The organism is Roseomonas sp. TF40, from assembly GCF_057219975.1.
The window spans coordinates 229,501-249,603 of sequence record NZ_JBXVVR010000003.1 but is presented as its reverse complement, the minus strand read 5'-3'; the positions used below and the strand labels follow the sequence as shown (position 1 = coordinate 249,603).

Here is a 20,103-nt window from a genome sequence, read left to right as displayed (position 1 = left end):
GCGTCGGAGATGGTCAGAACAACGGGCGGCGGCCATTGCCTCGATCCCTCTGCATCAGCGCGCGGTTCGCCCGCGCCGTGGCCTGGGCTGTGCGCGGCAGGGGCGGCAGGGCGGCCAGGCGCGCCAGCGTCGCCGCTTCCGCCCCCGGTGCCAAGGGGGAAAGGGCGCGCAGCGCCGCCTCCCGGTCGTTCCGCCGCAGCGCGGCGGCCGCGCCGAACAGCGCATCGATCGCGCCCTGGGGCGGCAGCAGCGGCGCGAAGCCGAGCGCGGCGCGGAGTTCCGCCCGCGCCTCGGAGAGCATCGGCACCACCAGCGGATCGAAGCCGATCCAGCGCGGGCCGGCGAGTTCCACCGCCAGGAACTCCACCTGGCCCAGCGCCGTGGCGCCGGCGGCCGCGTCACCGGCGATGCTGGCAGGCTGCGCGAAGGCGAAGGCGCTGCCCAGGATCGCCGCGCGCACCGGGTCGCCGATCCCCTCCGGCAGCGCGCTGTCGGGCAGGGTGACGGGGGTGGGCGGCGGCGGAACGGCGCAGGCGGCGAGCAGCGGCAGCGCCAGAAGGGCGCGGCGCCTCACGTCGCGCTGAGGCTGGCCCGGTGGCGCCGGGCCAGCTCCACATAGTGCACGGCGGTCTTGTCGAAGCGCGCGCGCTCCTCCGGCGTCATCACCCGCACCAGCTTGGCGGGGGATCCGGTCCAGAGCTCATTGGGGCCGATCACCTTGCCGGGGGTGAGCAGCCCGCCCGCGCCGAGCATGCCACCTTCCTCGATCACCGCGCGGTCGAGCACGGTGGCCCCCATGCCGACGAAGGCGCGGTTCTTCAGCGTGCAGGCATGCACGATGCAGGCATGACCGATGGTGACGTCGTCGCCGATGATCAGCGGCTCGGCGCCGGCGTTCAGGTGCAGGATCGAGCCGTCCTGGATGTTGGTGCGCGCGCCGATGCGCATGATGTTCGTGTCGCCGCGCAGCACGCAGTGATACCAGACCGAGCTGTCGGGCCCGATCTCGACATCGCCGACGACGACCGCGGTGGGCGCGACCCAGGCGGTCTCGTGGATGGCGGGCAGCTTGCCTTCGAAGGGGTAGGTTGACAAAGGTGGTTACTCCGCTGCGAGCGGCAGGGCCGCGTTGATGTCCAGGCCGAGCATCAGCCCGATATTCTGCACGGCGGCACCCGAGGCACCCTTGCCCAGATTGTCGAGCCGCGCCACCAGCACCGCCTGGCCGTGCTTGTCGGAGCCGAAGACGCGCAGCTCCAGCCAGTTGCTGCCGTTGAGATCCTCGGGCGCGAGCCGCGCCTTGCCATCCGCGGCCTCCACGCGCACCCAGCCCGAACCCGCATAGGCGGCACGCAGGCAGGCCTCGATATCCGCCACGCGCGGGCTGCCGTTCAGCGTGGCGAGGTGCAGCGGCACGCTCACCAGCATGCCCTGCGCGAAGGCGCCGACGCTGGGGACGAAGATCGGCCGGCGCGTCAGCCCGCTGTATTTCTGCAGCTCCGGCACATGCTTGTGCTCGAGCGTCAGGCCGTAGAGGAAGAAGGGCGCCGCGCTGCGCGTGGGCTCGAACTCCGCGATCATCGCCTTGCCGCCGCCGCTATAGCCCGAGACGGCGTTGACGGTGACCGGATGGTCCGGCGCCATGATCCCGGCCTCGACCAGCGGGCGGATCAGCGCGATGCCGCCGGTGGGGTAGCAGCCCGGATTGGCGACGCGCATCGCCCCCGCGACGGCGGCGGCCTGCGCCGCGCTCAATTCGGGGAAGCCATAGACCCAGGCGGGATCGGTGCGGTGCGCGGTGGAGGCGTCGATCAGCTTGGGCGCGGCGGCGCCGAGGCTCGCGGCCATGGCCGCACTCTCCTTCGCCGCGTCATCGGGCAGGCAGAGAACGACCAGATCGACTTCCGCCATCAGCGCGCGCTTGGCCTCCGCGTTCTTGCGATCGGCATCGGCGATGGAGCGCAGGACGAGGCCCGGAAAGCGGGCGAGGCGCTCACGGATCTGCAGGCCGGTGGTGCCGGCTTCGCCATCGATGAAGACGGAGGGGATGGGTCCCTTGGGCATGGTCATGCTCCTGTCGCGGAGGGCCAAGATAGCAAAAGGGGCGGGTCCCTGCGGACCCGCCCCCTTCGGAAAAACGTGAAGGTATGACGACGCAGGTCAGCGCTTGCTGAACTGGAAGCTGCGTCGCGCCTTCGCCTTGCCGTACTTCTTGCGCTCGACCACGCGGGGGTCGCGCGTCAGGAAGCCGGCCTTCTTCAGGATGCCGCGCAGGCCGGGCTCGTAGTAGGTGAGCGCGCGGGAGATGCCGTGGCGCAGCGCGCCGGCCTGGCCGGAGAGGCCACCCCCGACGACGGTCGCGAAGACATCGAACTGCTGGTAGCGGTCGGCCACCAGGAAGGGCTGGGTGATCAGCATGCGCAGCACGGGGCGGGCGAAATACTTCGCCGCCGGCTTGCCGTTGATCTCGATGCTGCCCTTGCCGGGCTTCACCCAGACGCGGGCCACGGCGTTCTTGCGGCGGCCGGTGGCGTAGGAACGGCCCAGCGCGTCGCGCTTGGGCTCGACGGGCAGGGCGGCGGGCGCGGCGGCGGGGCCACCGGCGGCGTTCACCAGGTCCTTGAGCTCAGCCAGGGAGCCGCCGGTCCGCGGGGTCGAGGTCTCGCTCATCTCAGGCAACCTTCTTGGCCGGGCCACCGGCCACGTTCTTGCGGTTCAGCGCGCCGACATCGAGCAGCGCCGGGGTGTTGCCGGCATGCGGATGCTCGGGGCCCGCATAGACGTGCAGGTTGCGCATCTGCGCGCGGCCGAGCGGGCCGCGCGTGATCATGCGCTCCACCGCCTTCTCGATCACCCGCTCGGGGTGCGGGCTGGCCAGGCGTTCGGCCACGGTGCGGCCCTTGATGCCGCCGGGGTAGCCGGTGTGCCAGTAGAACACGGACTGCTCCGCCTTCTGGCCGGTCACCTTCACCTTCTTCGCGTTGATGACGACGACATGGTCGCCGCAATCGACATGCGGGGTGAAGGTGGCCTTGTGCTTGCCGCGCAGGCGGTTGGCGATGAGCGCCGCGAGGCGACCGAGCACCAGGCCGTCGGCGTCGATCAGCACCCAGCCCTTGGTGACGTCCGCCGGCTTCACCGAGGTTGTCTGTCTCGTCAACATGGTCTTGTCAGGCTTCCGAATGAAAGGTCGCGCTGTATCGCGGCGAGGCGCGGGAAAGTCAAGCACGGACATGGGTTTTCCGGTGACGGTAACCCGATACCGCAACCCCGCCCCGCCCCCCTGGACAAGCCGGCCCGGGTAGCCTTCGCTGCACCCATGACCGATGTCCCAAAGCCCCCCGCCCCTTTCGGCCTCGCCCGGAACAGCTCCAACTACGGCGATCGCGACTTCGCGCTCTATCTGCGGCGCTCCTTCGCGAAATCCATGGGCTATTCCCAGGCCATGCTCGACAAGCCGGTGGTGGGCATCGCGGATACCGCCAGCGACTACAACAACTGCCACCGCACCATCCCCGAGCTGATCGAGGCGGTGAAACGCGGCGTGCTGGCGGCCGGCGGCCTGCCGCTGAGTTTCCCCACCGTGTCGCTCTGCGAGCCCTCGCTCAGCCCCTGCTCCATGCACTACCGCAACCTCATGGCGCTCGACACCGAGGCGATGCTGGCGAACCAGCCGATGGACGCCGCGGTGCTGGTCGGCGGCTGCGACAAGACCGTGCCGGCGCAGCTCATGGCCGCGATCAGCGCGGGCACGCCCAGCGTCATGCTCGTGGTCGGCCCCATGCTGGCCCAGGCCTTCGAGGGCGAGCGGCTCTCCGCCTGCACCGATTGCCGGCGCTACTGGGCGCGCTATCGCGCGGGTGACGTGTCCGCCGAGAAGATCAGCACCCTGGAGGGCAAGCTCGCCACCACGGCGGGCACCTGCGGGGTGATGGGCACGGCCTCGACCATGGCCTGCCTTGCCGCCACGCTGGGCTTCATGCCGCTCGACGCCGCCTCCGCCCCCGCCGTGCATGCCGACCGGCTGCGCATCGCGGAGGAAGCGGGCGCGCAGGCGGTGCGGCTGATCGGCAAGCCGGTCAGCCCGCTCTCGCTGATGACGCAGGGCAACCTCGACAACGCCACGCGCGTGCTGCTGGCGCTGGGTGGTTCGACCAATGCGGTGGTGCATCTGGCGGCGATCGCGGGCCGGGCGGGCCTGACCCTCGACCTCGCGCGGCTGGACGCGCTGAGCGAAACCACGCCCGTGCTGGTGGACCTCAAGCCGACCGGCGAGGGCTACATGGAGGATTTCCACGCGGCGGGCGGCATGCGCGCCCTGCTGTGGGAATTGCGGGACCTGCTGGACCTCGACACCCTTGATCTGGATGGCGTGACGCTGCGGGATCGGATCGGGGACGGATCGCATTTCGTGGACCGGAAGATCATCCGCGCCCGGAGCGAGCCGGTGAGCCCGGTGGGCGGCCTGGTGACGCTGCGCGGCTCCCTCGCGCCCGATGGCGCCATCCTCAAGCGCAGCGCCGCCACGCCCGGGCTCTTCGAGACCGAGGCGCGCTGCCTGGTGTTCGACGGCCTCGCCGACCTCGCCAATCGGATCGACGACCCGGATCTGGACGTGCTGCCGACCGACATCCTGGTGCTGAAGGGGGCCGGCCCGCGCAGCCCCGCCGGCATGCCGGAGGCCGGCTACCTGCCCATCCCCAAGAAGCTCGCCCGCCAGGGCGTGAAGGACATGGTGCGCATCAGCGATTGCCGCATGTCCGGCACCGCCTTCGGCACCATCGTGCTGCATGTCGCCCCCGAGGCCGCGGTGGGCGGGCCGCTCGCCCTGGCGCAGACGGGCGACCGCATCCGGCTCAGCGTGAAGGACCGCCGGCTCGATCTGCTGGTGGATGACGCCACGCTCGCCGCCCGCCGCGCCGCCTGGGCGCCCGCCCCCGCCCCGGCGCGCGGCTGGGACCGGCTGGTGCATGAGCAGGTGACCCAGGCGCCGGAAGGGGCGGATCTGCGCTTCCTTCAAGCAGCGCCATGATCGCTGTCCTGGGTGCCGCCAGCCCGGCCGGGGCGGCGCTCTGCCGGGCGCTGAAGGCGCAAGGGCGGCCCTTCCTGCCCGTGGTGCGCAACGCCGCGCATTGGATTTTCACCTCCATCACCACCGAGGCGGTCTTCGCCGACCTGGAGGATGCGCCGACGCTCGCGAAACGCCTGGAGGGCGCGGAGATCGTCGTGCATTGCGGGCCCGCGCGCTTCGTGCCGGAGGTGCTGGCCGCCGCCCCCGCCGCGGCGCGCTTCCTGCTGCTTGGCTGCGTGAAGGAGGATGCCGCCGCCTTCGTCGCCAGCGGCCGCGCGGGCCTGCTGCTGCGGAGCAGCGCCATCCACGGTTTCCCGGGCGATGGGGTCGCCGCGCTGGCCAACGCGCTCAAGGCGAATCCGCTGGTGCTCCTGCCGCCCGGCGTGGCGCAGCCGATCCATCTGGCCGACCTCACCACCTGCCTCCTCGCCGGGCTCGACAGCCTGGGCGATGCGCCGGAGGTGATCGACATCGCCGGGCCCACCGCGATGCCGGCGCTGGACTTACTCGCCGCCATCGCCCGCGCCGCCGGCGCCCCGGCCCCGCGCACCGAGGCCGGGCTGCTGGATCGCCTGCCCTTCCGCAAGCCACTGCAGGCCGCCACCATCGCCCCCTTGCTGCAACCGGGCGCCATCGATATCGCGCCCCTGGTCGCGCGCTTCGGCCTGACCCCTCGTCCCTTCGCCGCCTGACCGGCGCGCCGCCCCGGAGATCCCCATGCCCATCGTCAACCGCATCGCCGAATTCCACCCCGACATGACCGCCTGGCGGCAGGATTTCCACCAGCACCCGGAGCTCGGCTTCGAGGAGGTGCGGACCTCCGCCATCGTCGCCGCCAAGCTGCGCGAGTTCGGCTGCGACGAGGTCATCACCGGCATCGCCAAGACCGGCGTGGTCGGCGTGATCCGCGGCACGGGCAATTCCACCCGTGCCATCGGCTTCCGCGCCGACATGGACGCGCTGCCGATCACCGAGGAGACGGGCAAGCCCTATGCCTCGCAGACACCGGGGCTGATGCATGCCTGCGGCCATGACGGCCACACCACCATGCTGCTCGGCGCGGCGCGCTACCTGGCCGAGACGCGCAATTTCGACGGCACCGTCTACCTGATCTTCCAGCCGGCCGAGGAGAACCTCGCGGGGGGCGAGGTGATGGTGAAGGAAGGCCTGTTCCAGCGCTTCCCGATGCAGCGCGTCTTCGGCATGCACAACTGGCCCGGCGCGCCGGCCGGCATCTTCCTGCACGCGCCGGGGCCGGTGATGGCGGCGGTGGCCAATCTGGAGGCCACCATCACCGGGCGCGGCGCGCATGGCGCCATGCCGCATAACGGTGTCGATCCCATCGTCATCGCCGCGCAGATCGTCTCCGCCTTGCAGAGTGTCGTCGCGCGCAATGTCAGCCCGCTGGAATCGGGCGTGCTGACCATCGCCCACATCACCGGCGGGCATACCTTCAACGTGATCCCCGAGACGGTGTCACTGCGCGGCACGGCGCGCTGGTTCCTGCCCGAAGTGGGCGACCTGCTGGAGAAGCGCTTCACCGAGACGGTGAAGGGCATCGCCAGCGCCATGGGCGGCGCTGCCACCTGCAGCTTCACCCGCGCCTATCCGGCGACGGTGAATGAGGCGGAGAGCACCGCCATCGCCGCGCGCGCCGCCGCGGCCGTGGTGGGCGACTCCCGCGCCCGACCCCTGCCCCAGCCCACCATGGGCGGTGAGGATTTCAGCTTCATGCTGAACGAATGCCCCGGCGCCTATCTGTTCCTGGGCGGCGGCAAGGGTGAGGGCGACGCCATGGTCCACCACCCGAAATACGACTTCAACGACGAGATCCTGCCCATCGGCGCCTCCTGGTTCGCCACCCTGGCGGAGCAGGAACTGCCGCGCGGATAGCCGGCCCGCCCTTGCCTTGCGGCAGGGGCGCTTCCCGCTAGAGCACGCTGCGTTCTGATGAACGCAGCTCGTGCTCTGCAAATCATTGAATCTAGAGCAAGAAATGCGTTCAGATGATTCCATCTGAACGCATATTGCTCTAAGCTTCGCGGGACGGTCGCAGAGCCGTTCGCAAAAGAAGCCACGAGGAAGCCCCATGTACCCGACGCGCCGCACGCTGCTGGCCAGCGCGCTTGCCACGCCCTTCATCGGCACGCGCGCCGGCGCACAGGGTGTGCCGGCGCGGCCCATCACCATCCTGATCCCCTTCGCCCCCGGCGGCGGGACGGACATGATCGGCCGCCTGATCGCGGACGGCATGGCGCGCGACCTCGGCCAATCCGTGGTGGTGGAGAACGTGACCGGCGCCGGTGGCACCATCGCCGCCGCGCGCGTCGCGCAATCCCGCCCCGATGGGCAGACGTTGCTGATCCACCATATCGGCCTCGCCGCCGCGGCGACGCTCTATCGCCAGCTGCCCTTCAACATCGAGCGCAGCCTCGCGCCGCTCGGCCTCGTCTCGCACACCGGCATGGCGATCGTCGCCCGGCCCGACTTCCCGGCGCGTGACCTGCCCAGCTACCTCGCCGTGATGCGCGAGCAGGGAGACCGGCTCAACCTCGGCCATGCCGGGCTCGGCGGGTCGAACCAGCTCTGCGGGATGCTCTTGCAGGCTGCCGCCGGGCGCAACGCCACCACCATCGTCTATCGCGGCAGCGCGCCCGCCATGACCGAGATGATGGCCGGGCGGCTCGACATCTCCTGCGACCAGGCGACCATCGCCGCGCCCTTCGCGCGCGACGGGCGGATCAGGGCCTTCGCCGTGACCACCACCGAGCGCATCCCGGGCTTCGACGTGCCGACCGCGCGCGAGCAGGGTGTGGATCTGGTGATGTCCGCCTGGCACGGGCTCTACGCCGCCGCCGGCACGCCGGCCGAGATCCAGCAGCGCCTGGCCCAGGCGATGCGCGCGGCGATGCGCGAGGACAGGCTGCGCCAGCGCTACGCGGAAACCCTCACCACCACGGCCACGGATGCGGAGGCGACGCCGGACTACCACACCCGCTTCCTGGCCAGCGAGATCGCGCGGCTGCGCCCGCTGATCGTCGCCGCGGGGCAGTTCGCGGATTGAAGCGCCCTACCGCCTGAGCCCCGGCGCCTCCACCGGGAGGCCCGTGGCCCGGGCGGCGAGGAACAACTCCAGGGCGAGGTATTCCGGCCCGCCAAGCTGGAACTGCGTCGCCCGCACGCCGAGCGAACAGGCGCGCAGCCGGCGGTGCAGCGAGCCCATGCCGTTCCATTCCAGCCGATAGGCCGGATAGCCGGTGCCGAGCCCGTTGGAGATCACATCGCCGCGCAGCCGCCGCCCGGCATTGTCGTCATGGCATTGCCCGCAGGCGAGGTTGAGCTGGCCCTGGCGCGTCTCGTAGAGCCGCCGCCCCTCGGCGAGGAAGGCGGCCGCCGGGCCGTCGGTGGGCACCGACATCGGCATCCCGCGCGAACGCTGCGCGATGGCGGCGGTGAGCGAGAGCAGGGGCTCGCTTTCATAGCCGAAGGGCGCCTCGTTCTGCTGCTCGGTGCGGCAGCGCTCGATCCGCGCCTCGAGGTTCAGCAGCGCGCCATCGGCGGCGACGGCCGGGTAGCGCGTGGCAACGCCGGCCATGCGTTCGATGCCGCCGTGGCAGGATTGGCAGGATCTGGCGCCGCGCTGCCACAGCGCCTCGCCCTCATCCACAAAGAGCCAGCCCGGATGGCGGGTCGGGTCCTCCTGCTGGGCGCGCATCGTGGGGGGCAGGAAGTCGCGGCTGGGGCGGAGGTCGGCGGCGACGGCGGCGGTGCACAGGCCGAGCACGAGCGCCACGAGCGCAGCCTGGAACCCTCTCCCCCCCTTGGGGGGAGAGGGCTGGGTGAGGGGGGAGCGTCGGGCGATGAACGCCTTCAGCTTCCGGGACGTCCCCCTCACCCAGCCCTCTCCCCCATCAGCGGGGGAGAGGGTTTCCCGATCGCTCACGTCACAACCAGCCGCGCGCTGCGCTGATAGACCGCGCCGCCATCCTCGACCCATTCGAAGACCATGTCGCCGGTCTCGACCGCGACGGTGGTGAAGGCGATGTAGGGGTTGGCGGTGATGCCGGTGGAGAGCGCCATGCGGAACACCTCCGCCCCCGCATAGGTCACGCGCATGCTGTGCAGGATCCTGCGCGGCACGCGCACCAGGCCGGGCGCGTCGATGCCGCGCTCCATGTCGTGGCGCACCAGCACGCGCACGGGCACGACCTCCCCACGCTTCGCGCTGGCGGGCAGGGTGATGCGGGCGGTGATCGGGTTCACTTGGCGTGCGCGAAGGATAAACCTTCGCGCCCCTCAGACGCCGGGCGCCGCGCATCCGCGCGGCTTGGCTTCGCCGCATCAGCGGCGGGCGCCGTTCGGCGCCTCGGCCCTGCGGGCCGCAGGCAGGACTCTTCGATACGCCTTTGCATATCAACCTCCGTCCACGCAGGCGCCGAGGATCACGATGACCTCCTGCGACGCGCGATGCACCTCGCCCCGGCTGGTCTCGGCCAGCACCACGATGCTCTGGGTGGTGGCGAGGCGGATGCGGGTCGCCACCGCCGCCTGGCCGGCGCGCGGCGTGAGGTCGAAGCGCGCCACCCGCGCCACCGGGTTCTTCTCGGCCAGGATATGGATGGCGGTGACGTGGTCGGCCGGCGTGGTCGGGCTGTCCACGCTGAGTGCGATGTCCACCGAATTGCCGTTCTCCGAAAGCTGCGCCATGTCGATGGTGATGCCATCGGCGCGCGGCCTGCGCCCGGCGAGGATGGCGCGCTGGGCAGCCTCGAAGCTCTCCTCCGGCTCGCTCGCCCCCGCCACGGCGGGCAGGGCGGCCAGCGCCAGGGCGGCGCGGCGGGTGATCGCGTGCATCCCCTTACTCCTTCAGCGTCGCGAGATAGGCGACGACATCCTCGATCTCCTGCGCGCCCAGCACCGGGCGGCCCGCGAAGCGCGCATCGACACGGACCAGGCCCTCGGTGCGGTGATAGGCGGGCATCACCGCGCCCGGATTCAGCAGCGTTGCATCCACCAGGCGCAGGCGCATCTGGCCCGGCGTGAGCCGATCCGCAACGCCCGCCAGGGCCGGGCCGACATCGCCCATGAAGCGCTCAGCCGTGCCGGGGATGCTGTGGCAGATCAGGCAATTGGCAGTCTCGCGGTTGCGCACCACGGCCTCGCCCCGCCGCGCATCGCCGATGAGGCCCGCGAGCGGGGCCTCGATGGCATCGCCCGTGACGGTGAAGGGCGCCACCTCGCTCGCCGCAACCGGTGCGGCGAGCAGCAGCAGCGCCCACCAATGCCTCACGCCCGGCGCAGATCCTGGTCCTTGATCGGCAGGTTGCGGATGCGCTTGCCGGTGGCCGCGAAGATGGCGTTCAGCACCGCCGGCGCCGCCACCATGATCGTGGGCTCACCCACCCCGCCCCAGAACCCGCCGGAGGGCATGACGATGCTCTCGACCTTCGGCATCTCCTCCATGTGCAGGACGCGGTAGGTGTCGAAATTCGTCTGCTCGATGGCGCCGTCCTTCACCGTGCACTCGCCATGCAGCAGCGCGGAGAGGCCATAGACGAAGGAGCCCTCGATCTGCATCGCGATCTGCTGCGGATTGACGGCCACACCGCAATCCGTGGCGGCGACGATGCGATGGATCTTGAGCTCGCCGCGCGCGCTGACGGAAACCTCCGCCGCCGCCGCGACATAGCTGCCGAAGCCCATCTGCTGCGCGATGCCGCGGAACACGCCCGCCGGGGCGGGGCTGCCCCAGCCGATCCTCTCCGCCACCGCATTCAGCACCGCCAGATGCTTCGGGTGGTTGCCCATCAGCTTGCGGCGCAGCGCGAGCGGATCCTGGTTGGTGGCGTGCGCCACCTCGTCGAGGAAGCACTCCAGATAGACCGCGTTCTGGTTGTGATTCACGCCGCGCCAGAAATGCGGCGGCACATGCGTGTTGCGCATCGCATGGTCGATCAGCAGGTTCGGGAAGGTGTAGCCGATCGCGCTCTCCGCCCCCGAGGCGTTGAGCCCCTGGAACTGCACCGGATCGCGCCCGTTCTGCAGCGCGGTGGGGAAGACGAAGGACAGGATCGACTGGCCGGAGATGCGCATGTGCAGCCCGGTGATCTCGCCATTCGCATCGATGCCGGCGGTCATCTTCGCCTTGGTGACGGGGTGGTAGCGCCCCTGCACCATGTCCTCCTCGCGCGTCCACTGCGTCTTCACCGGGATGCCGGGAAGCTGCTTGGCGATGAGCACGGCGTCGATCAGCCAGTCATGCGTGGTGCGCCGGCCAAAGCCGCCGCCGAGATCCATGCGGTGGATGTCGCAGGCGGTCTGCGGCAGGCCGGCCGCCCCGGCGGCGGCGACCAGCGCGGCCTCGCCATTCTGGGTCGGGCACCAGACGTCACACCGTGTCGGCGTCCAGACCACGGTCGCGTTCATCGGCTCCATCGGCGCGTGGTTCTGGAAGGGGTAGGAGTAGACCGCCTCCACCTTGCGCGGCGCGGCGGCGATGGCCGCGCGCGCATCGCCGTTCTGGTTGCCGATGAAGGCTTCCGCCGCATCCAGCCCCTCGGTCAGGCGGGCATCGATGGTGGCGGAGGAGACCCGCGCATTCTCGCCGCCATCCCAGACGATGGGCAGCGCATCCAGCGCCTTCTTGGCCTGCCAGAAGGTGTCGCCCACCACGGCCACGGCGCCGTCATTCACGCGCAGCACATGGCGCACGCCGGGCATGCCGCTGATCTTCGCCGCATCGAAGGAGACCAGCTTGCCGCCGAAGACCGGGCAGCGCCGCGGCACCGCCACGAGCATCCCCGGCATCTTGAGGTCCGAGCCGTAGATCAGCTTGCCCGTGGTCTTCTCCGCCGTGTCGAGCCGAGGCTTGTTGGTGCCGATCACGGTCCATTCGGACGGTGCCTTCAGCGCCACCTCGGCGGGGGGCGAGAGGCGCGCGGCCGCGCCCGCGACCTCGCCATAGCGCAGCGTGCGCCCGGTCGGGCGATGGGTGATCACGCTGTCCTTCGCCACGCATTCGCCCACCGGCACGCCCCATTGCGCGGCCGCCGCCTGGACCAGCATGGTGCGCGCCACCGCCCCGCCGCGGCGCACATAGTCCTGGCTCTGGCGGATGCCCTGGCTGCCCGCGGTCAGGAAATTCCCCCAGGCGCGGTTGCGCGCCAGGCTCTGGCCGGGGGTGACGTATTCGGTCGTGATCTTCGACCAGTCGCAATGCAGCTCCTCGGCGATCATCTGCGCGAGGCCGGTGCGCGTGCCCTGGCCCATCTCGGCGCGCGCCATGCGCAGCACCACGCGGTCATCCGGGTGGATCACCACCCAGGCATTGATCTCGGGCGTCGCGCTCGGTGCGGCCGCCTGCGCCAGCGCGCCGCGCGGGGCGAGGTGGAAGCCCACCGCGAGCGCGCCGGCGGCCTTGAGAACGCCACGGCGCGAGGCGCGCAGATCCTGGTGCATGGTCATGGTCCTGCCCCCCTCAGCCCGTGATGCCGCCGGCGGCGCGGTGGATGCCCGCCCGCACACGGCTATAGGTGCCACAACGGCAGATGTTGCTCATCGCCGCGTCGATGTCGGCGTCGGTGGGGCGCGGCTTCTCGGCCAGCAGGGCGGCCGCCGCCATGATCATGCCGGACTGGCAGAAGCCGCATTGCGGCACATCCAGTGCGCGCCAGGCGACCTGCACGGGGTGGTTGCCCTCGGGCGAGAGGCCCTCGATGGTCACGATCTGCTGGCTTTCCGTCACCGCCGAGACCGGCAGGGAGCAGGAGCGCACGGCCTGGCCATCGATATGCACGGTGCAGGCGCCGCAGGCGCCCACACCGCAGCCATATTTCGTGCCGGTGACGCCGACATGGTCGCGCAGCGCCCAGAGCAGGGGCGTGTCGGGGTCGATGTTCAACTCCACGGCACGGCCGTTCACGTTGAGCTTCTGCATCTCGGATGTCTCCCTGGGGGGCGCCTTGGGCGGGGCTGCGCTTATGCCAAGCATGGGAGGGTCGCGGCCGCGCGGTCAAGCGCCGCGCAGCGCGGCCGCTGGCCAGCGGATCACGGATCGGCGATAGGCTCGCGGCCATGAGCACCCGTCCCATCCCCCGCCTGATCGCCCTCGGCGCCGTCTGCGCCAGCACGATCTACCGCATCGACGCCATCCCGCCCCTGCCCGCCAAGGTGCTGGCGCGGGAGGGCTGCCGGCTGGTCGATGGCATGGCGATCTCCGCCGCCTGCGCCTTCCGGAAGCTGGGCGGGCAGGCCGCCGTCTGGGCGCGGATCGGCGCGGATGCGCCGGGTGGGCAGATCCGTGCCGAGCTTGCGGCGGAGGGGCTCGACGTCACCGGGCTGCACGCCATCCCCGGCGCCGCCTCCTCCCACGCCACCATCCTGGTGGACGCCACGGGCAACCGCCTGGTCGTGCCCTTCCACGATGCATCGGTGGACGCATCCCCCGCCTGGCTGCCGCTGGAGCGCCTGCGCCAGGCCGATTTCCTGCATTGCGACGTGCGCTGGCCCGAAGGTGCGGAGGCCGCGCTGCTGGAGGCCGCGCGCCTCGGCCTGCCGCGCATGGTCGATGGCGACGTTGCCCCGGTGGAGATCCTGCGCCGGCTGGTCCCGCTCGCCGACCATGCCGTGTTCTCCGATGCCGGGCTGCTCGCCTATACCGGCGAGGCCGCGGTGGAGCCCGCCCTGCGCCGCGTGAGCGCGCAGCAACAGGGCCATGTGGGCGCAAGCTGCGGGCCGGATGGCTATCTCTGGATCGAAGGCGGCGCGCTGCGCCACATTCCCGCGCCGAAGGTCGAGGTGGTGGATACGCTCGCGGCCGGCGACGTCTTCCACGGCGCCCTCGCCCTCGCCCTGGCCGAGGGTCGGCCGACAGAGGCCGCCATCGCCTTCGCCATCGCGGCGGCGAGCCTGAAATGCACGCGCTTCGGCGGCAGGCTCGGCTGCCCGGACCGCGCCGAGGTCACGGCGCTGCTGGCGGCCGGATGGCCGGGCTCTATTCCGCGTTGAGGGCGGCGCGACGGGCGGCGAAGCCCTCCGGGTCGGTCGTGGCGGCGAGGCGCGTGGCGGCGACCATCGCATAGCGCAGCGTCAGCGCCCGCCGGCGCGCCGGCGGCAGGGGATGGCCCGGCGCCTCGCGCAGCAGGGCGCTGTCCTCGGCGGAGGCGACCAGGAGGCCGACATCCTCGGGGAGCAATTCCTGCGGGAAATCGGGATCGACGGCGAAGTAGAGCGCATCGCAATAGTCGCGATAGTCGGGCCATTTGCGGTCGGCGAGGAAATCCCGCGCGCAGGATTTCACCTCCAGGATCAGCAGCCGGCCCTCTTGGGTCAGCGCCAGGATGTCGGCCCGCCTGCCATTCGGCAGCGTGACCTCGCTGAGCGGCGCCCAGCCGAGTTCCGCGCAGAAGCGCGCGGCGGCGCGATGGATGGCGAAGGTGCGCTCGGGGGCGGTAAGGCTGGCGGACATGCCGCCATGTTCATGCTGTGTTCAGGGTCGCGTCAAGCAACCTGGTCAAGGCCCGCGCGCAGCCGCGCGGCGGCCGCCTCGCCCGGGGCGATCACGCCGTGGCGGAGGAAGAAGTCGATCAGCACGAGGTTCACGTTGAACTTCACGCGGCTGCCCTCCAGCACCTCGTCCAGCACATCGGCGACCGGGCGCAGTTCGAAGCGCTCGACCTCGTCGTCATTCGGCCGCGGCGTGAAGCCCTCCGGCAGTTCGAGGTCGTAGCAGTGCAGCACGTCGCGCCGCAGCCCCTCCTCATTCGCCATGACATAGGAGACGCGGCCAACGGGGCGCGCCTGCACGGCGAGTTCGGCGGGCAGCGAGGCCTCCTCCGCCGCCTCCTTCACCAGGCATTCGGCCGGGGTCAGCCCGGCGGGGATGCCGCCGGCGATGATGTTGTCCATCTGCCCCGGCGCCACCGGCTTGGCGCGGGAGCGCCAGCCGCACCACAGATGCAGGCCCCCTGGCCGGCGCACGAAGCCGTTCACATGCACGCCCTGGGAGATGACGCCGAAGGCCGGCAGCGCGCCGCGATCCAGCGTGGCGAGGACGGGGCCGTCGGGGGTGGCGCGCACATCGAAGGCCTCATTGCGATGGCGCAGCGCGCCCTGCGCGGCCAGCGCCTTCACCGCCGAATCGAGCGCCAGGCTGCGCGCGTCCGCGGCACGCAACCGCCCGGCCATGGCCACGCCCGCCGCGTCGAAATGGAAGTCGCGCGGGCGGAAGGCGAGCCAGCGCGCCAGTTCGAGGCCCAGCCAGCCGACCTGCTCGGCGCCGAGCCGGAAGGCGATGAGGTGCGCGGGCGAGGCGATGTTGTTGCAGGCGCGGATATGCGCCTCGAGCCGGTCGAGGAGGGTGTCACCCAGGGTCATGCAGCCCTGTAGCGCGCTGGGGACATACCTAGGAAGCCGGCGCGGCTTTGCGGCGCGGCCATCAGGCCCCATTTTGTGGGCAACCCGTTCTGGAGTCCGCCTTGTCCCCCCCTGCCCCGACGGCCGCCGCCAAGGCGGGCGAGCAGAATCACCTCCGCACCCTGATCACCCTGCTTCCCTATCTCTGGCCCGAGGGCGAGGCCGGGCTGCGCTTCCGCGTGGTCGCCAGCCTCTCGCTGCTGGTGGTGGCCAAGGCGGTGAACGTGCTGGTGCCCATCGCCTTCGCCCGCGCGGTGGATGCGCTGGCACCCCAGGACGGCGCGGGCGCGATGCTCGCCATCCCGATCGCCCTGGTGCTGGCCTATGGCCTGATGCGCCTGACGGCCAGCGGGCTGAACGAATTGCGCGACGCGATCTTCGCCAAGGTGCAGGCCCGCGCCTCGCGCCGCATCGGGCTGCGGGTGTTCCAGCACCTGCACGCGCTGAGTCTCCGCTTCCACCTGGACCGGCAGACCGGCGGGCTTTCGCGGGTGCTGGAGCGCGGCACGCGCGGCATCATCTTCGTGCTCGACTTCCTGCTGTTCAACATCATCCCCACGATCTTCGAGATCCTGCTGGTCTCGGCGATCCTGTGGTGGATGTTCGAGATCTCCTTCAGCCTGATCGTGCTGGTGACGATCGGCATCTACATCACCTTCACGCTGATGTTCACCAATTGGCGCCTGCGCTTCCGCCGCGCGATGAACGAGCAGGACACGGAAGCCAACAACCGCGCCGTGGACAGCCTGCTGAACTACGAGACGGTGAAGTATTTCGGCAATGAGGCGCATGAGGCGCGGCGCTACGATGCCAGCCTCGAACGCTATGAGCGCGCCTATGTGCGCAGCGAGATCAGCCTGAACGGGCTGAACTTCGGCCAGCAATCGATCATCGCCTTCGGCCTGACCGCGGTGATGATGCTCGCCGCCGGGCGCGTGACGGGCGGGACGATGAGCGTGGGCGATTTCGTGCTGGTCAACACCTACATGATCCAGCTCTCGCTGCCGCTGAACATCCTCGGTTTCGCCTATCGCGAGATCAAGCAGGGCCTGACCGACATGGAGGCGATGTTCCGCCTGCTGGGCGAGGGCGCGGAAGTGGCCGACAAGCCCGGCGCGCCGCCGCTCAAGGTCACCGAGGGCACGATCGCCTTCGAGGATGTGCGCTTCGGCTACCGGCCCGACCGCACCATCCTCAAGGGCGTGAGCTTCGCCGTGCCGGCGGGCGGCACGCTCGCCATCGTCGGGCCGACGGGGGCGGGGAAATCCACCATCTCGCGCCTGCTGTTCCGCTTCTACGACACGCAGTCGGGCCGCGTGCTGATCGACGGGCAGGATGTGCGCGACGTGCAGCAGGGCAGCGTGCGCGCCGCCATCGGCGTGGTGCCGCAGGACACGGTGCTGTTCAACGACACGATCCGCTACAACATCGCCTATGGCCGCCCCGGCGCGACGCAGGAGGAGGTCGAGGCCGCGGCGAAGCTCGCCCAGGTGCATGACTTCGTGCTGCGCCTGCCCGATGGCTACGACACGCGGGTGGGTGAGCGTGGCCTGAAGCTCTCGGGCGGCGAGAAGCAGCGCGTGGCCATCGCGCGCACGCTGCTCAAGGACCCGAAGCTGCTGATCCTGGACGAGGCGACCAGCGCGCTGGACACCCGCACGGAGCAGGAGATCCAGTCCGCGCTGCGCGACGCGGCGCGCGGGCGCACCACGCTGGTGATCGCCCACCGCCTGTCCACCGTGGTCGATGCCGATGAGATCATCGTGCTGCAGGACGGGCTGGTGGCCGAGCGCGGCAACCACGCCGCGCTGATCGCCGCCGATGGCCTCTACGCCGCCATGTGGCGCCGGCAGTCGGAGGCCGTGGCGGCGGCGGAGGAAGCGGCCCGACTCGCGGCCGCCGCGGCGGAATAGGGGCTTTCCCTGCGCGCCCGCGCAACCTAAATGCCCGAGGACAGGAGTACGGCATATGCAATTCGACCCCGAGGGCATGGCCCCCGAAGATCTGAGCCATGCCGGCTCGGTGGTGGACAAGGCGATCGAGTACATGCTCGAGCAGGGGATCATGCCGATCTCGGTCGCCTCTGCCCTGCTGGGCGGTGCGCTGGGCATGCTCAGCCGCACCATGAACGACCAGGCCGTGGCGCAGGTGCTGCGCAGCGCCCTCGCCTCGGTCGAGGCCGGCGAACTGGCGGCGATGCGCGAGGCCCAGGGCGGCGCCCCGGGCCCCGGCGGCAGCCCGGGCTGAGGCCGCCGCCGCCCATCCAAGCCTTGACGCGCCGCGCGCTTTCCGCGATACGGCGCCCCTTCGGATCACACTGCGAACGGCATTCGGGGCGGTCTCTTCCCCCTCTGTCGGCTGCTTTTTCGGGAATTGAGCATCATGGCCCGCCGCTGCGGTATCACCGGCAAGGGCGTGCTGACGGGCAACAACGTCAGCCACGCCAACAACAAGACGCGCCGCCGCTACCTGCCGAACCTGCAGGATGCGTCCTTCTTCTCCGAGATCCTGGGCACCCCGGTGCGCATGCGTCTGACGGTGAACGGCATGCGCACGGTGGAGCACAATGGCGGGCTCGACGCCTTCCTGCTCGGCACGCCGGATCGCCGCCTGCCGACCGAGGCGAAGCTGCTGAAGCGCCGCCTGGAAAAGGCGCAGGAAAAGCGCGCCGCGGGCTGAACCCCGCGCTGTCAGGCCGGGCTGACAGGGGTTGACGAGGGTTACCGTCGCCCCTGTTTTTTTGTCCAGCGCCGGCGGCACAACGATGCGGCGTTAACCTTTCCGCAAGAGATTCGGCGCCATCATCCCTCACATGATGGATGGCTCGATTCCCCTCATTGTTCTTCAGCTTGCCGTTGTGCTGCTCGCGGCCCTGGCCTGGCACCAGCGCGCCTCCCTGCGCGCAGCGCGGGACCAGGTGGCCGCGGCGGAACGGCTGGCCGCGGCGCGCGGGCGCTGCCTCTCCCTTGCCGCGCAGGAGTTGCGCGGGCCCGGCCTGGTGCTGATGGGCCAGCTCGACCTGCTGCCCCCCGAACGCCGGCTGGAACGCGAAGCGGCGACGCTCGATTCGGTCGCCCAGCAATTGCTCCGCCTCGCCGACGACCTCGCCGACTTCGCCACCGAGGCCACGGCGCGCAGCCTGCATGACGCCCCCGCCCAGCTCGGCCCGCTGATCGACGCCGCCGTCGCCTCCGTCGCCGCGCAGATCCGGCCCGGCCGTCGCCATTGGCAGGTCGACCCGGCCCTGCGCACCTTGACCGTGCGCGCCGATCGCCGCGCGCTGGAAGGGGCCATCGGCGCCCTGCTGCGCCGCGCCGCCCGCCACTCCCGCGAGAATGACGTGATCGCGCTGCGCCACGTCATGGCGGCCGAGACGGTGGCGATCATCGTGGAGGATGAGGGCGACGGCATGCCGAGCCAGGACCTCGTCGCCGAGACCGCGGGGCCGGTCAGCGGCACGCGGGGACTCGACCTCGGGCTCAGCCTCGCGCGGTCGCTGGCGGCGGCGCATGGCGGGGATATCCGGCTGGAGAGTGCGCCCGGGATCGGCGCCCGCGCCTGGCTCACCCTGCCACGGGCGCGGCTGCTGGAAGCCTACTGACCCCGCAACTCCAGCAGCAGGAACAGGCTGCGCTGGAAGAGGCTCTCATTGTCGTCGGAGACCAGCGCCACCAGCCGCCGGCCGCGATAGTCCAGCACCGCCACGCCCTCCCAATTCTCCGCCGGCAGGGGGTCGCTGAGCGAAAGCAGTTCCTCCCCCTCGGCCAGGGCGCCGGGGCGCAGGGCAGCTTGCGGCACGCGGACCAGCCGGGCGCGGAAGCCGCCGAGCAGGGAGAAGGCGCGCTCCAGCACCAGGGCACCGCCCTCCGACAGGCCCGCCGCATCCACCGGCGCCATCTCGGGGCCGGCGCGCCAGGCGAGGGGGCCCCAGGCGCCCGGGGCGCCGATCCAGCCCCGTGTCGCGCCGGGATGCTCGGGGGCGGGCAGCGCCTCAGCCAACGCCAGGAAGCGCCCATCGGCGAGCAGCGCCAGCGCCTCCAGCCCGCCATTGCGCGGCGCGGCCTCAAGCCCCTCCGGCGCGGCGACATAGGCGCCCGGGCCGGCGAGGTCCTGGTAGCGGCGGATGCGGTGCCAGCGCTCGAAGCCCACCAGCCAGCCATCGGCCAGCCGCACCAGGGATTCGGCATCGCCCGCATGGCCACGCGCCAGCGGCCGGCCCCGCCCATCGCCAAGCCCCCCGCGCCGCAGCAGGTCGAGCCCCTGCGGCCGCAGCGCCGCATCCAGCCGCAGCCGGAATTGCGCGAACTGCGCGAGGTCGCTGATCACCGTCACGGTCAGGTCGGGGGCGAGGTGCAGCCCCGACAGCCCGCCGAAGCCCAGGCCCGCCCGGTCGATCTCCAGCCCGCCCAGCAGTCGCAGCGCCCCGCCCTCCGGCAGGGGCGCCAGCGGCAGCGGGCGGGTGAGCGGCGTCTCCGCCGCCGCGCAGCCCGGCAGGGCCGCGAAGAGGCCGAGCAGCCCGCGCCGTGTGAGCGCCCGGCTCAGCCGATCGCGGGCGCGCGTTCGGCGGCGGCCCTTTGCGTCATGCCGAAGGCATGCGGGCAATGCGTGCCGAAGGCATG

The 20,103-nt window shown here is 71.3% G+C and carries 23 protein-coding genes; 9 read left to right on the top strand and 14 right to left on the bottom strand.

Translation table 11 applies throughout. The annotated features are described in order from the left end of the window. Positions 1 to 13: 13 nt before the first annotated feature. The 5 genes from AC2D9U_RS11045 to rplM all read right to left on the bottom strand — a co-directional run bounded on the left by AC2D9U_RS11045 (position 14) and on the right by rplM (position 3,163). Positions 14 to 574, bottom strand: a complete 561-nt coding sequence (locus AC2D9U_RS11045) for a hypothetical protein (RefSeq protein WP_484748797.1) — start codon at positions 572 to 574, stop codon at positions 14 to 16. Further along, the gene (locus AC2D9U_RS11040) at positions 571 to 1,095 is read right to left on the bottom strand and encodes a gamma carbonic anhydrase family protein (RefSeq protein WP_484748794.1); all 525 of its coding nucleotides are present in this window, start codon (positions 1,093 to 1,095) and stop codon (positions 571 to 573) included. Before AC2D9U_RS11040 ends, AC2D9U_RS11045 begins: the two co-directional genes overlap by 4 nt. Before the next feature lie 6 nt (positions 1,096 to 1,101). Further along, a complete protein-coding gene (gene argC / locus AC2D9U_RS11035; RefSeq protein ID WP_484748791.1) occupies positions 1,102 to 2,064 on the bottom strand; it encodes an N-acetyl-gamma-glutamyl-phosphate reductase in 963 nt (320 codons plus the stop codon). Between the two features lie 96 nt (positions 2,065 to 2,160). Then, the gene (gene rpsI, locus AC2D9U_RS11030) at positions 2,161 to 2,670 is read right to left on the bottom strand and encodes a 30S ribosomal protein S9 (protein ID WP_484748790.1); all 510 of its coding nucleotides are present in this window, start codon (positions 2,668 to 2,670) and stop codon (positions 2,161 to 2,163) included. A gap of 1 nt (position 2,671) precedes the next feature. Beyond that, positions 2,672 to 3,163: a 50S ribosomal protein L13 gene (gene rplM, locus AC2D9U_RS11025; RefSeq protein ID WP_484749686.1), complete on the bottom strand. Its 492-nt coding sequence runs from the start codon at positions 3,161 to 3,163 to the stop codon at positions 2,672 to 2,674. A 156-nt stretch (positions 3,164 to 3,319) separates the two neighbouring features. Between rplM and AC2D9U_RS11020 the strand changes: the two genes are divergently transcribed. From AC2D9U_RS11020 to AC2D9U_RS11005, 4 genes are all read left to right on the top strand, one after another. Next, on the top strand, positions 3,320 to 5,032 hold the full coding sequence (locus AC2D9U_RS11020) for a dihydroxy-acid dehydratase (protein ID WP_484748788.1): 1,713 nt from the start codon (positions 3,320 to 3,322) through the stop codon (positions 5,030 to 5,032). Then, the gene (locus AC2D9U_RS11015) at positions 5,029 to 5,763 is read left to right on the top strand and encodes an SDR family oxidoreductase (RefSeq protein WP_484748784.1); all 735 of its coding nucleotides are present in this window, start codon (positions 5,029 to 5,031) and stop codon (positions 5,761 to 5,763) included. Before AC2D9U_RS11020 ends, AC2D9U_RS11015 begins: the two co-directional genes overlap by 4 nt. Positions 5,764 to 5,788: 25 nt before the next feature. Further along, complete coding sequence (locus AC2D9U_RS11010; protein WP_484748783.1) at positions 5,789 to 6,964, top strand: M20 aminoacylase family protein; 1,176 nt, start codon at positions 5,789 to 5,791, stop codon at positions 6,962 to 6,964. 196 nt (positions 6,965 to 7,160) lie between these two features. Continuing rightward, positions 7,161 to 8,135 carry a Bug family tripartite tricarboxylate transporter substrate binding protein gene (locus AC2D9U_RS11005; protein ID WP_484748780.1) on the top strand — a complete coding sequence of 325 codons (975 nt, stop codon included), beginning with the start codon at positions 7,161 to 7,163 and terminating at the stop codon, positions 8,133 to 8,135. Positions 8,136 to 8,141: 6 nt separating this feature from the next. Here AC2D9U_RS11005 and soxA read toward each other — a convergent pair whose 3' ends face one another. The 6 genes from soxA to AC2D9U_RS10975 form a co-directional block, all read right to left on the bottom strand. Next, on the bottom strand, positions 8,142 to 8,864 hold the full coding sequence (gene soxA / locus AC2D9U_RS11000; RefSeq protein WP_484748777.1) for a sulfur oxidation c-type cytochrome SoxA: 723 nt from the start codon (positions 8,862 to 8,864) through the stop codon (positions 8,142 to 8,144). A 146-nt stretch (positions 8,865 to 9,010) separates the two neighbouring features. Further along, positions 9,011 to 9,334 carry a thiosulfate oxidation carrier complex protein SoxZ gene (locus AC2D9U_RS10995; RefSeq protein ID WP_484748775.1) on the bottom strand — a complete coding sequence of 108 codons (324 nt, stop codon included), beginning with the start codon at positions 9,332 to 9,334 and terminating at the stop codon, positions 9,011 to 9,013. A gap of 150 nt (positions 9,335 to 9,484) precedes the next feature. Further along, positions 9,485 to 9,925, bottom strand: a complete 441-nt coding sequence (locus tag AC2D9U_RS10990) for a thiosulfate oxidation carrier protein SoxY (RefSeq protein WP_484748772.1) — start codon at positions 9,923 to 9,925, stop codon at positions 9,485 to 9,487. Between the two features lie 4 nt (positions 9,926 to 9,929). Beyond that, entirely contained in the window at positions 9,930 to 10,361 is a 432-nt protein-coding gene (gene soxX / locus AC2D9U_RS10985; protein WP_484748769.1) for a sulfur oxidation c-type cytochrome SoxX, read from the bottom strand. Beyond that, positions 10,358 to 12,535 carry a xanthine dehydrogenase family protein molybdopterin-binding subunit gene (locus AC2D9U_RS10980; protein WP_484748767.1) on the bottom strand — a complete coding sequence of 726 codons (2,178 nt, stop codon included), beginning with the start codon at positions 12,533 to 12,535 and terminating at the stop codon, positions 10,358 to 10,360. Before AC2D9U_RS10980 ends, soxX begins: the two co-directional genes overlap by 4 nt. 13 nt (positions 12,536 to 12,548) lie before the next feature. Then, positions 12,549 to 13,007, bottom strand: coding sequence for a (2Fe-2S)-binding protein (locus AC2D9U_RS10975; RefSeq protein WP_484748764.1), 459 nt, complete (start codon positions 13,005 to 13,007; stop codon positions 12,549 to 12,551). Between the two features lie 137 nt (positions 13,008 to 13,144). On the opposite strand from AC2D9U_RS10975, the gene AC2D9U_RS10970 reads away from it, so the two are divergent. Next, on the top strand, positions 13,145 to 14,077 hold the full coding sequence (locus AC2D9U_RS10970) for a PfkB family carbohydrate kinase (protein ID WP_484748761.1): 933 nt from the start codon (positions 13,145 to 13,147) through the stop codon (positions 14,075 to 14,077). On the opposite strand, the gene AC2D9U_RS10965 is transcribed toward AC2D9U_RS10970, so the two are convergent. Both AC2D9U_RS10965 and AC2D9U_RS10960 read right to left on the bottom strand, forming a co-directional pair. Beyond that, a complete protein-coding gene (locus AC2D9U_RS10965) occupies positions 14,064 to 14,537 on the bottom strand; it encodes an MmcB family DNA repair protein (RefSeq protein ID WP_484748758.1) in 474 nt (157 codons plus the stop codon). The genes AC2D9U_RS10970 and AC2D9U_RS10965 overlap by 14 nt on opposite strands. Positions 14,538 to 14,569: 32 nt before the next feature. After that, on the bottom strand, positions 14,570 to 15,445 hold the full coding sequence (locus tag AC2D9U_RS10960; protein ID WP_484748756.1) for an NUDIX hydrolase: 876 nt from the start codon (positions 15,443 to 15,445) through the stop codon (positions 14,570 to 14,572). Positions 15,446 to 15,546: 101 nt separating this feature from the next. On the opposite strand from AC2D9U_RS10960, the gene AC2D9U_RS10955 reads away from it, so the two are divergent. The 4 genes from AC2D9U_RS10955 to AC2D9U_RS10940 all read left to right on the top strand — a co-directional run bounded on the left by AC2D9U_RS10955 (position 15,547) and on the right by AC2D9U_RS10940 (position 19,085). Continuing rightward, complete coding sequence (locus tag AC2D9U_RS10955; RefSeq protein ID WP_484748755.1) at positions 15,547 to 17,397, top strand: ABCB family ABC transporter ATP-binding protein/permease; 1,851 nt, start codon at positions 15,547 to 15,549, stop codon at positions 17,395 to 17,397. A gap of 55 nt (positions 17,398 to 17,452) precedes the next feature. Further along, positions 17,453 to 17,731, top strand: coding sequence for a hypothetical protein (locus AC2D9U_RS10950; RefSeq protein ID WP_484748752.1), 279 nt, complete (start codon positions 17,453 to 17,455; stop codon positions 17,729 to 17,731). Between the two features lie 135 nt (positions 17,732 to 17,866). After that, positions 17,867 to 18,163, top strand: coding sequence for a 50S ribosomal protein L28 (gene rpmB, locus AC2D9U_RS10945; protein ID WP_484748750.1), 297 nt, complete (start codon positions 17,867 to 17,869; stop codon positions 18,161 to 18,163). 133 nt (positions 18,164 to 18,296) lie between these two features. Continuing rightward, positions 18,297 to 19,085 (top strand): sensor histidine kinase, encoded by a 789-nt coding sequence (locus AC2D9U_RS10940; protein WP_484748748.1) that lies wholly within the window; start codon positions 18,297 to 18,299, stop codon positions 19,083 to 19,085. On the opposite strand, the gene AC2D9U_RS10935 is transcribed toward AC2D9U_RS10940, so the two are convergent. Then, positions 19,079 to 20,086: an esterase-like activity of phytase family protein gene (locus AC2D9U_RS10935; protein WP_484748746.1), complete on the bottom strand. Its 1,008-nt coding sequence runs from the start codon at positions 20,084 to 20,086 to the stop codon at positions 19,079 to 19,081. The two genes, AC2D9U_RS10940 and AC2D9U_RS10935, sit on opposite strands and share 7 nt — an antisense overlap. Between the last annotated feature and the right edge of the window lie 17 nt (positions 20,087 to 20,103).

What these genes read in the sequence shown, in the direction of transcription:
- argC (WP_484748791.1), bottom strand. Translation starts at nt 2,064, where the DNA reads ATGCCCAAGGGACCCATCCCCTCCGTCTTCATCGATGGCGAAGCCGGC.
- rpsI (WP_484748790.1), bottom strand. Translation starts at nt 2,670, where the DNA reads ATGAGCGAGACCTCGACCCCGCGGACCGGCGGCTCCCTGGCTGAGCTC.
- rplM (WP_484749686.1), bottom strand. Translation starts at nt 3,163, where the DNA reads ATGTTGACGAGACAGACAACCTCGGTGAAGCCGGCGGACGTCACCAAG.
- AC2D9U_RS11020 (WP_484748788.1), top strand. Translation starts at nt 3,320, where the DNA reads ATGACCGATGTCCCAAAGCCCCCCGCCCCTTTCGGCCTCGCCCGGAAC.
- AC2D9U_RS11015 (WP_484748784.1), top strand. Translation starts at nt 5,029, where the DNA reads ATGATCGCTGTCCTGGGTGCCGCCAGCCCGGCCGGGGCGGCGCTCTGC.
- AC2D9U_RS11010 (WP_484748783.1), top strand. Translation starts at nt 5,789, where the DNA reads ATGCCCATCGTCAACCGCATCGCCGAATTCCACCCCGACATGACCGCC.
- AC2D9U_RS11005 (WP_484748780.1), top strand. Translation starts at nt 7,161, where the DNA reads ATGTACCCGACGCGCCGCACGCTGCTGGCCAGCGCGCTTGCCACGCCC.
- AC2D9U_RS10990 (WP_484748772.1), bottom strand. Translation starts at nt 9,925, where the DNA reads ATGCACGCGATCACCCGCCGCGCCGCCCTGGCGCTGGCCGCCCTGCCC.
- AC2D9U_RS10980 (WP_484748767.1), bottom strand. Translation starts at nt 12,535, where the DNA reads ATGACCATGCACCAGGATCTGCGCGCCTCGCGCCGTGGCGTTCTCAAG.
- AC2D9U_RS10975 (WP_484748764.1), bottom strand. Translation starts at nt 13,007, where the DNA reads ATGCAGAAGCTCAACGTGAACGGCCGTGCCGTGGAGTTGAACATCGAC.
- AC2D9U_RS10970 (WP_484748761.1), top strand. Translation starts at nt 13,145, where the DNA reads ATGAGCACCCGTCCCATCCCCCGCCTGATCGCCCTCGGCGCCGTCTGC.
- AC2D9U_RS10965 (WP_484748758.1), bottom strand. Translation starts at nt 14,537, where the DNA reads ATGTCCGCCAGCCTTACCGCCCCCGAGCGCACCTTCGCCATCCATCGC.
- AC2D9U_RS10960 (WP_484748756.1), bottom strand. Translation starts at nt 15,445, where the DNA reads ATGACCCTGGGTGACACCCTCCTCGACCGGCTCGAGGCGCATATCCGC.
- AC2D9U_RS10950 (WP_484748752.1), top strand. Translation starts at nt 17,453, where the DNA reads ATGCAATTCGACCCCGAGGGCATGGCCCCCGAAGATCTGAGCCATGCC.
- rpmB (WP_484748750.1), top strand. Translation starts at nt 17,867, where the DNA reads ATGGCCCGCCGCTGCGGTATCACCGGCAAGGGCGTGCTGACGGGCAAC.
- AC2D9U_RS10940 (WP_484748748.1), top strand. Translation starts at nt 18,297, where the DNA reads ATGATGGATGGCTCGATTCCCCTCATTGTTCTTCAGCTTGCCGTTGTG.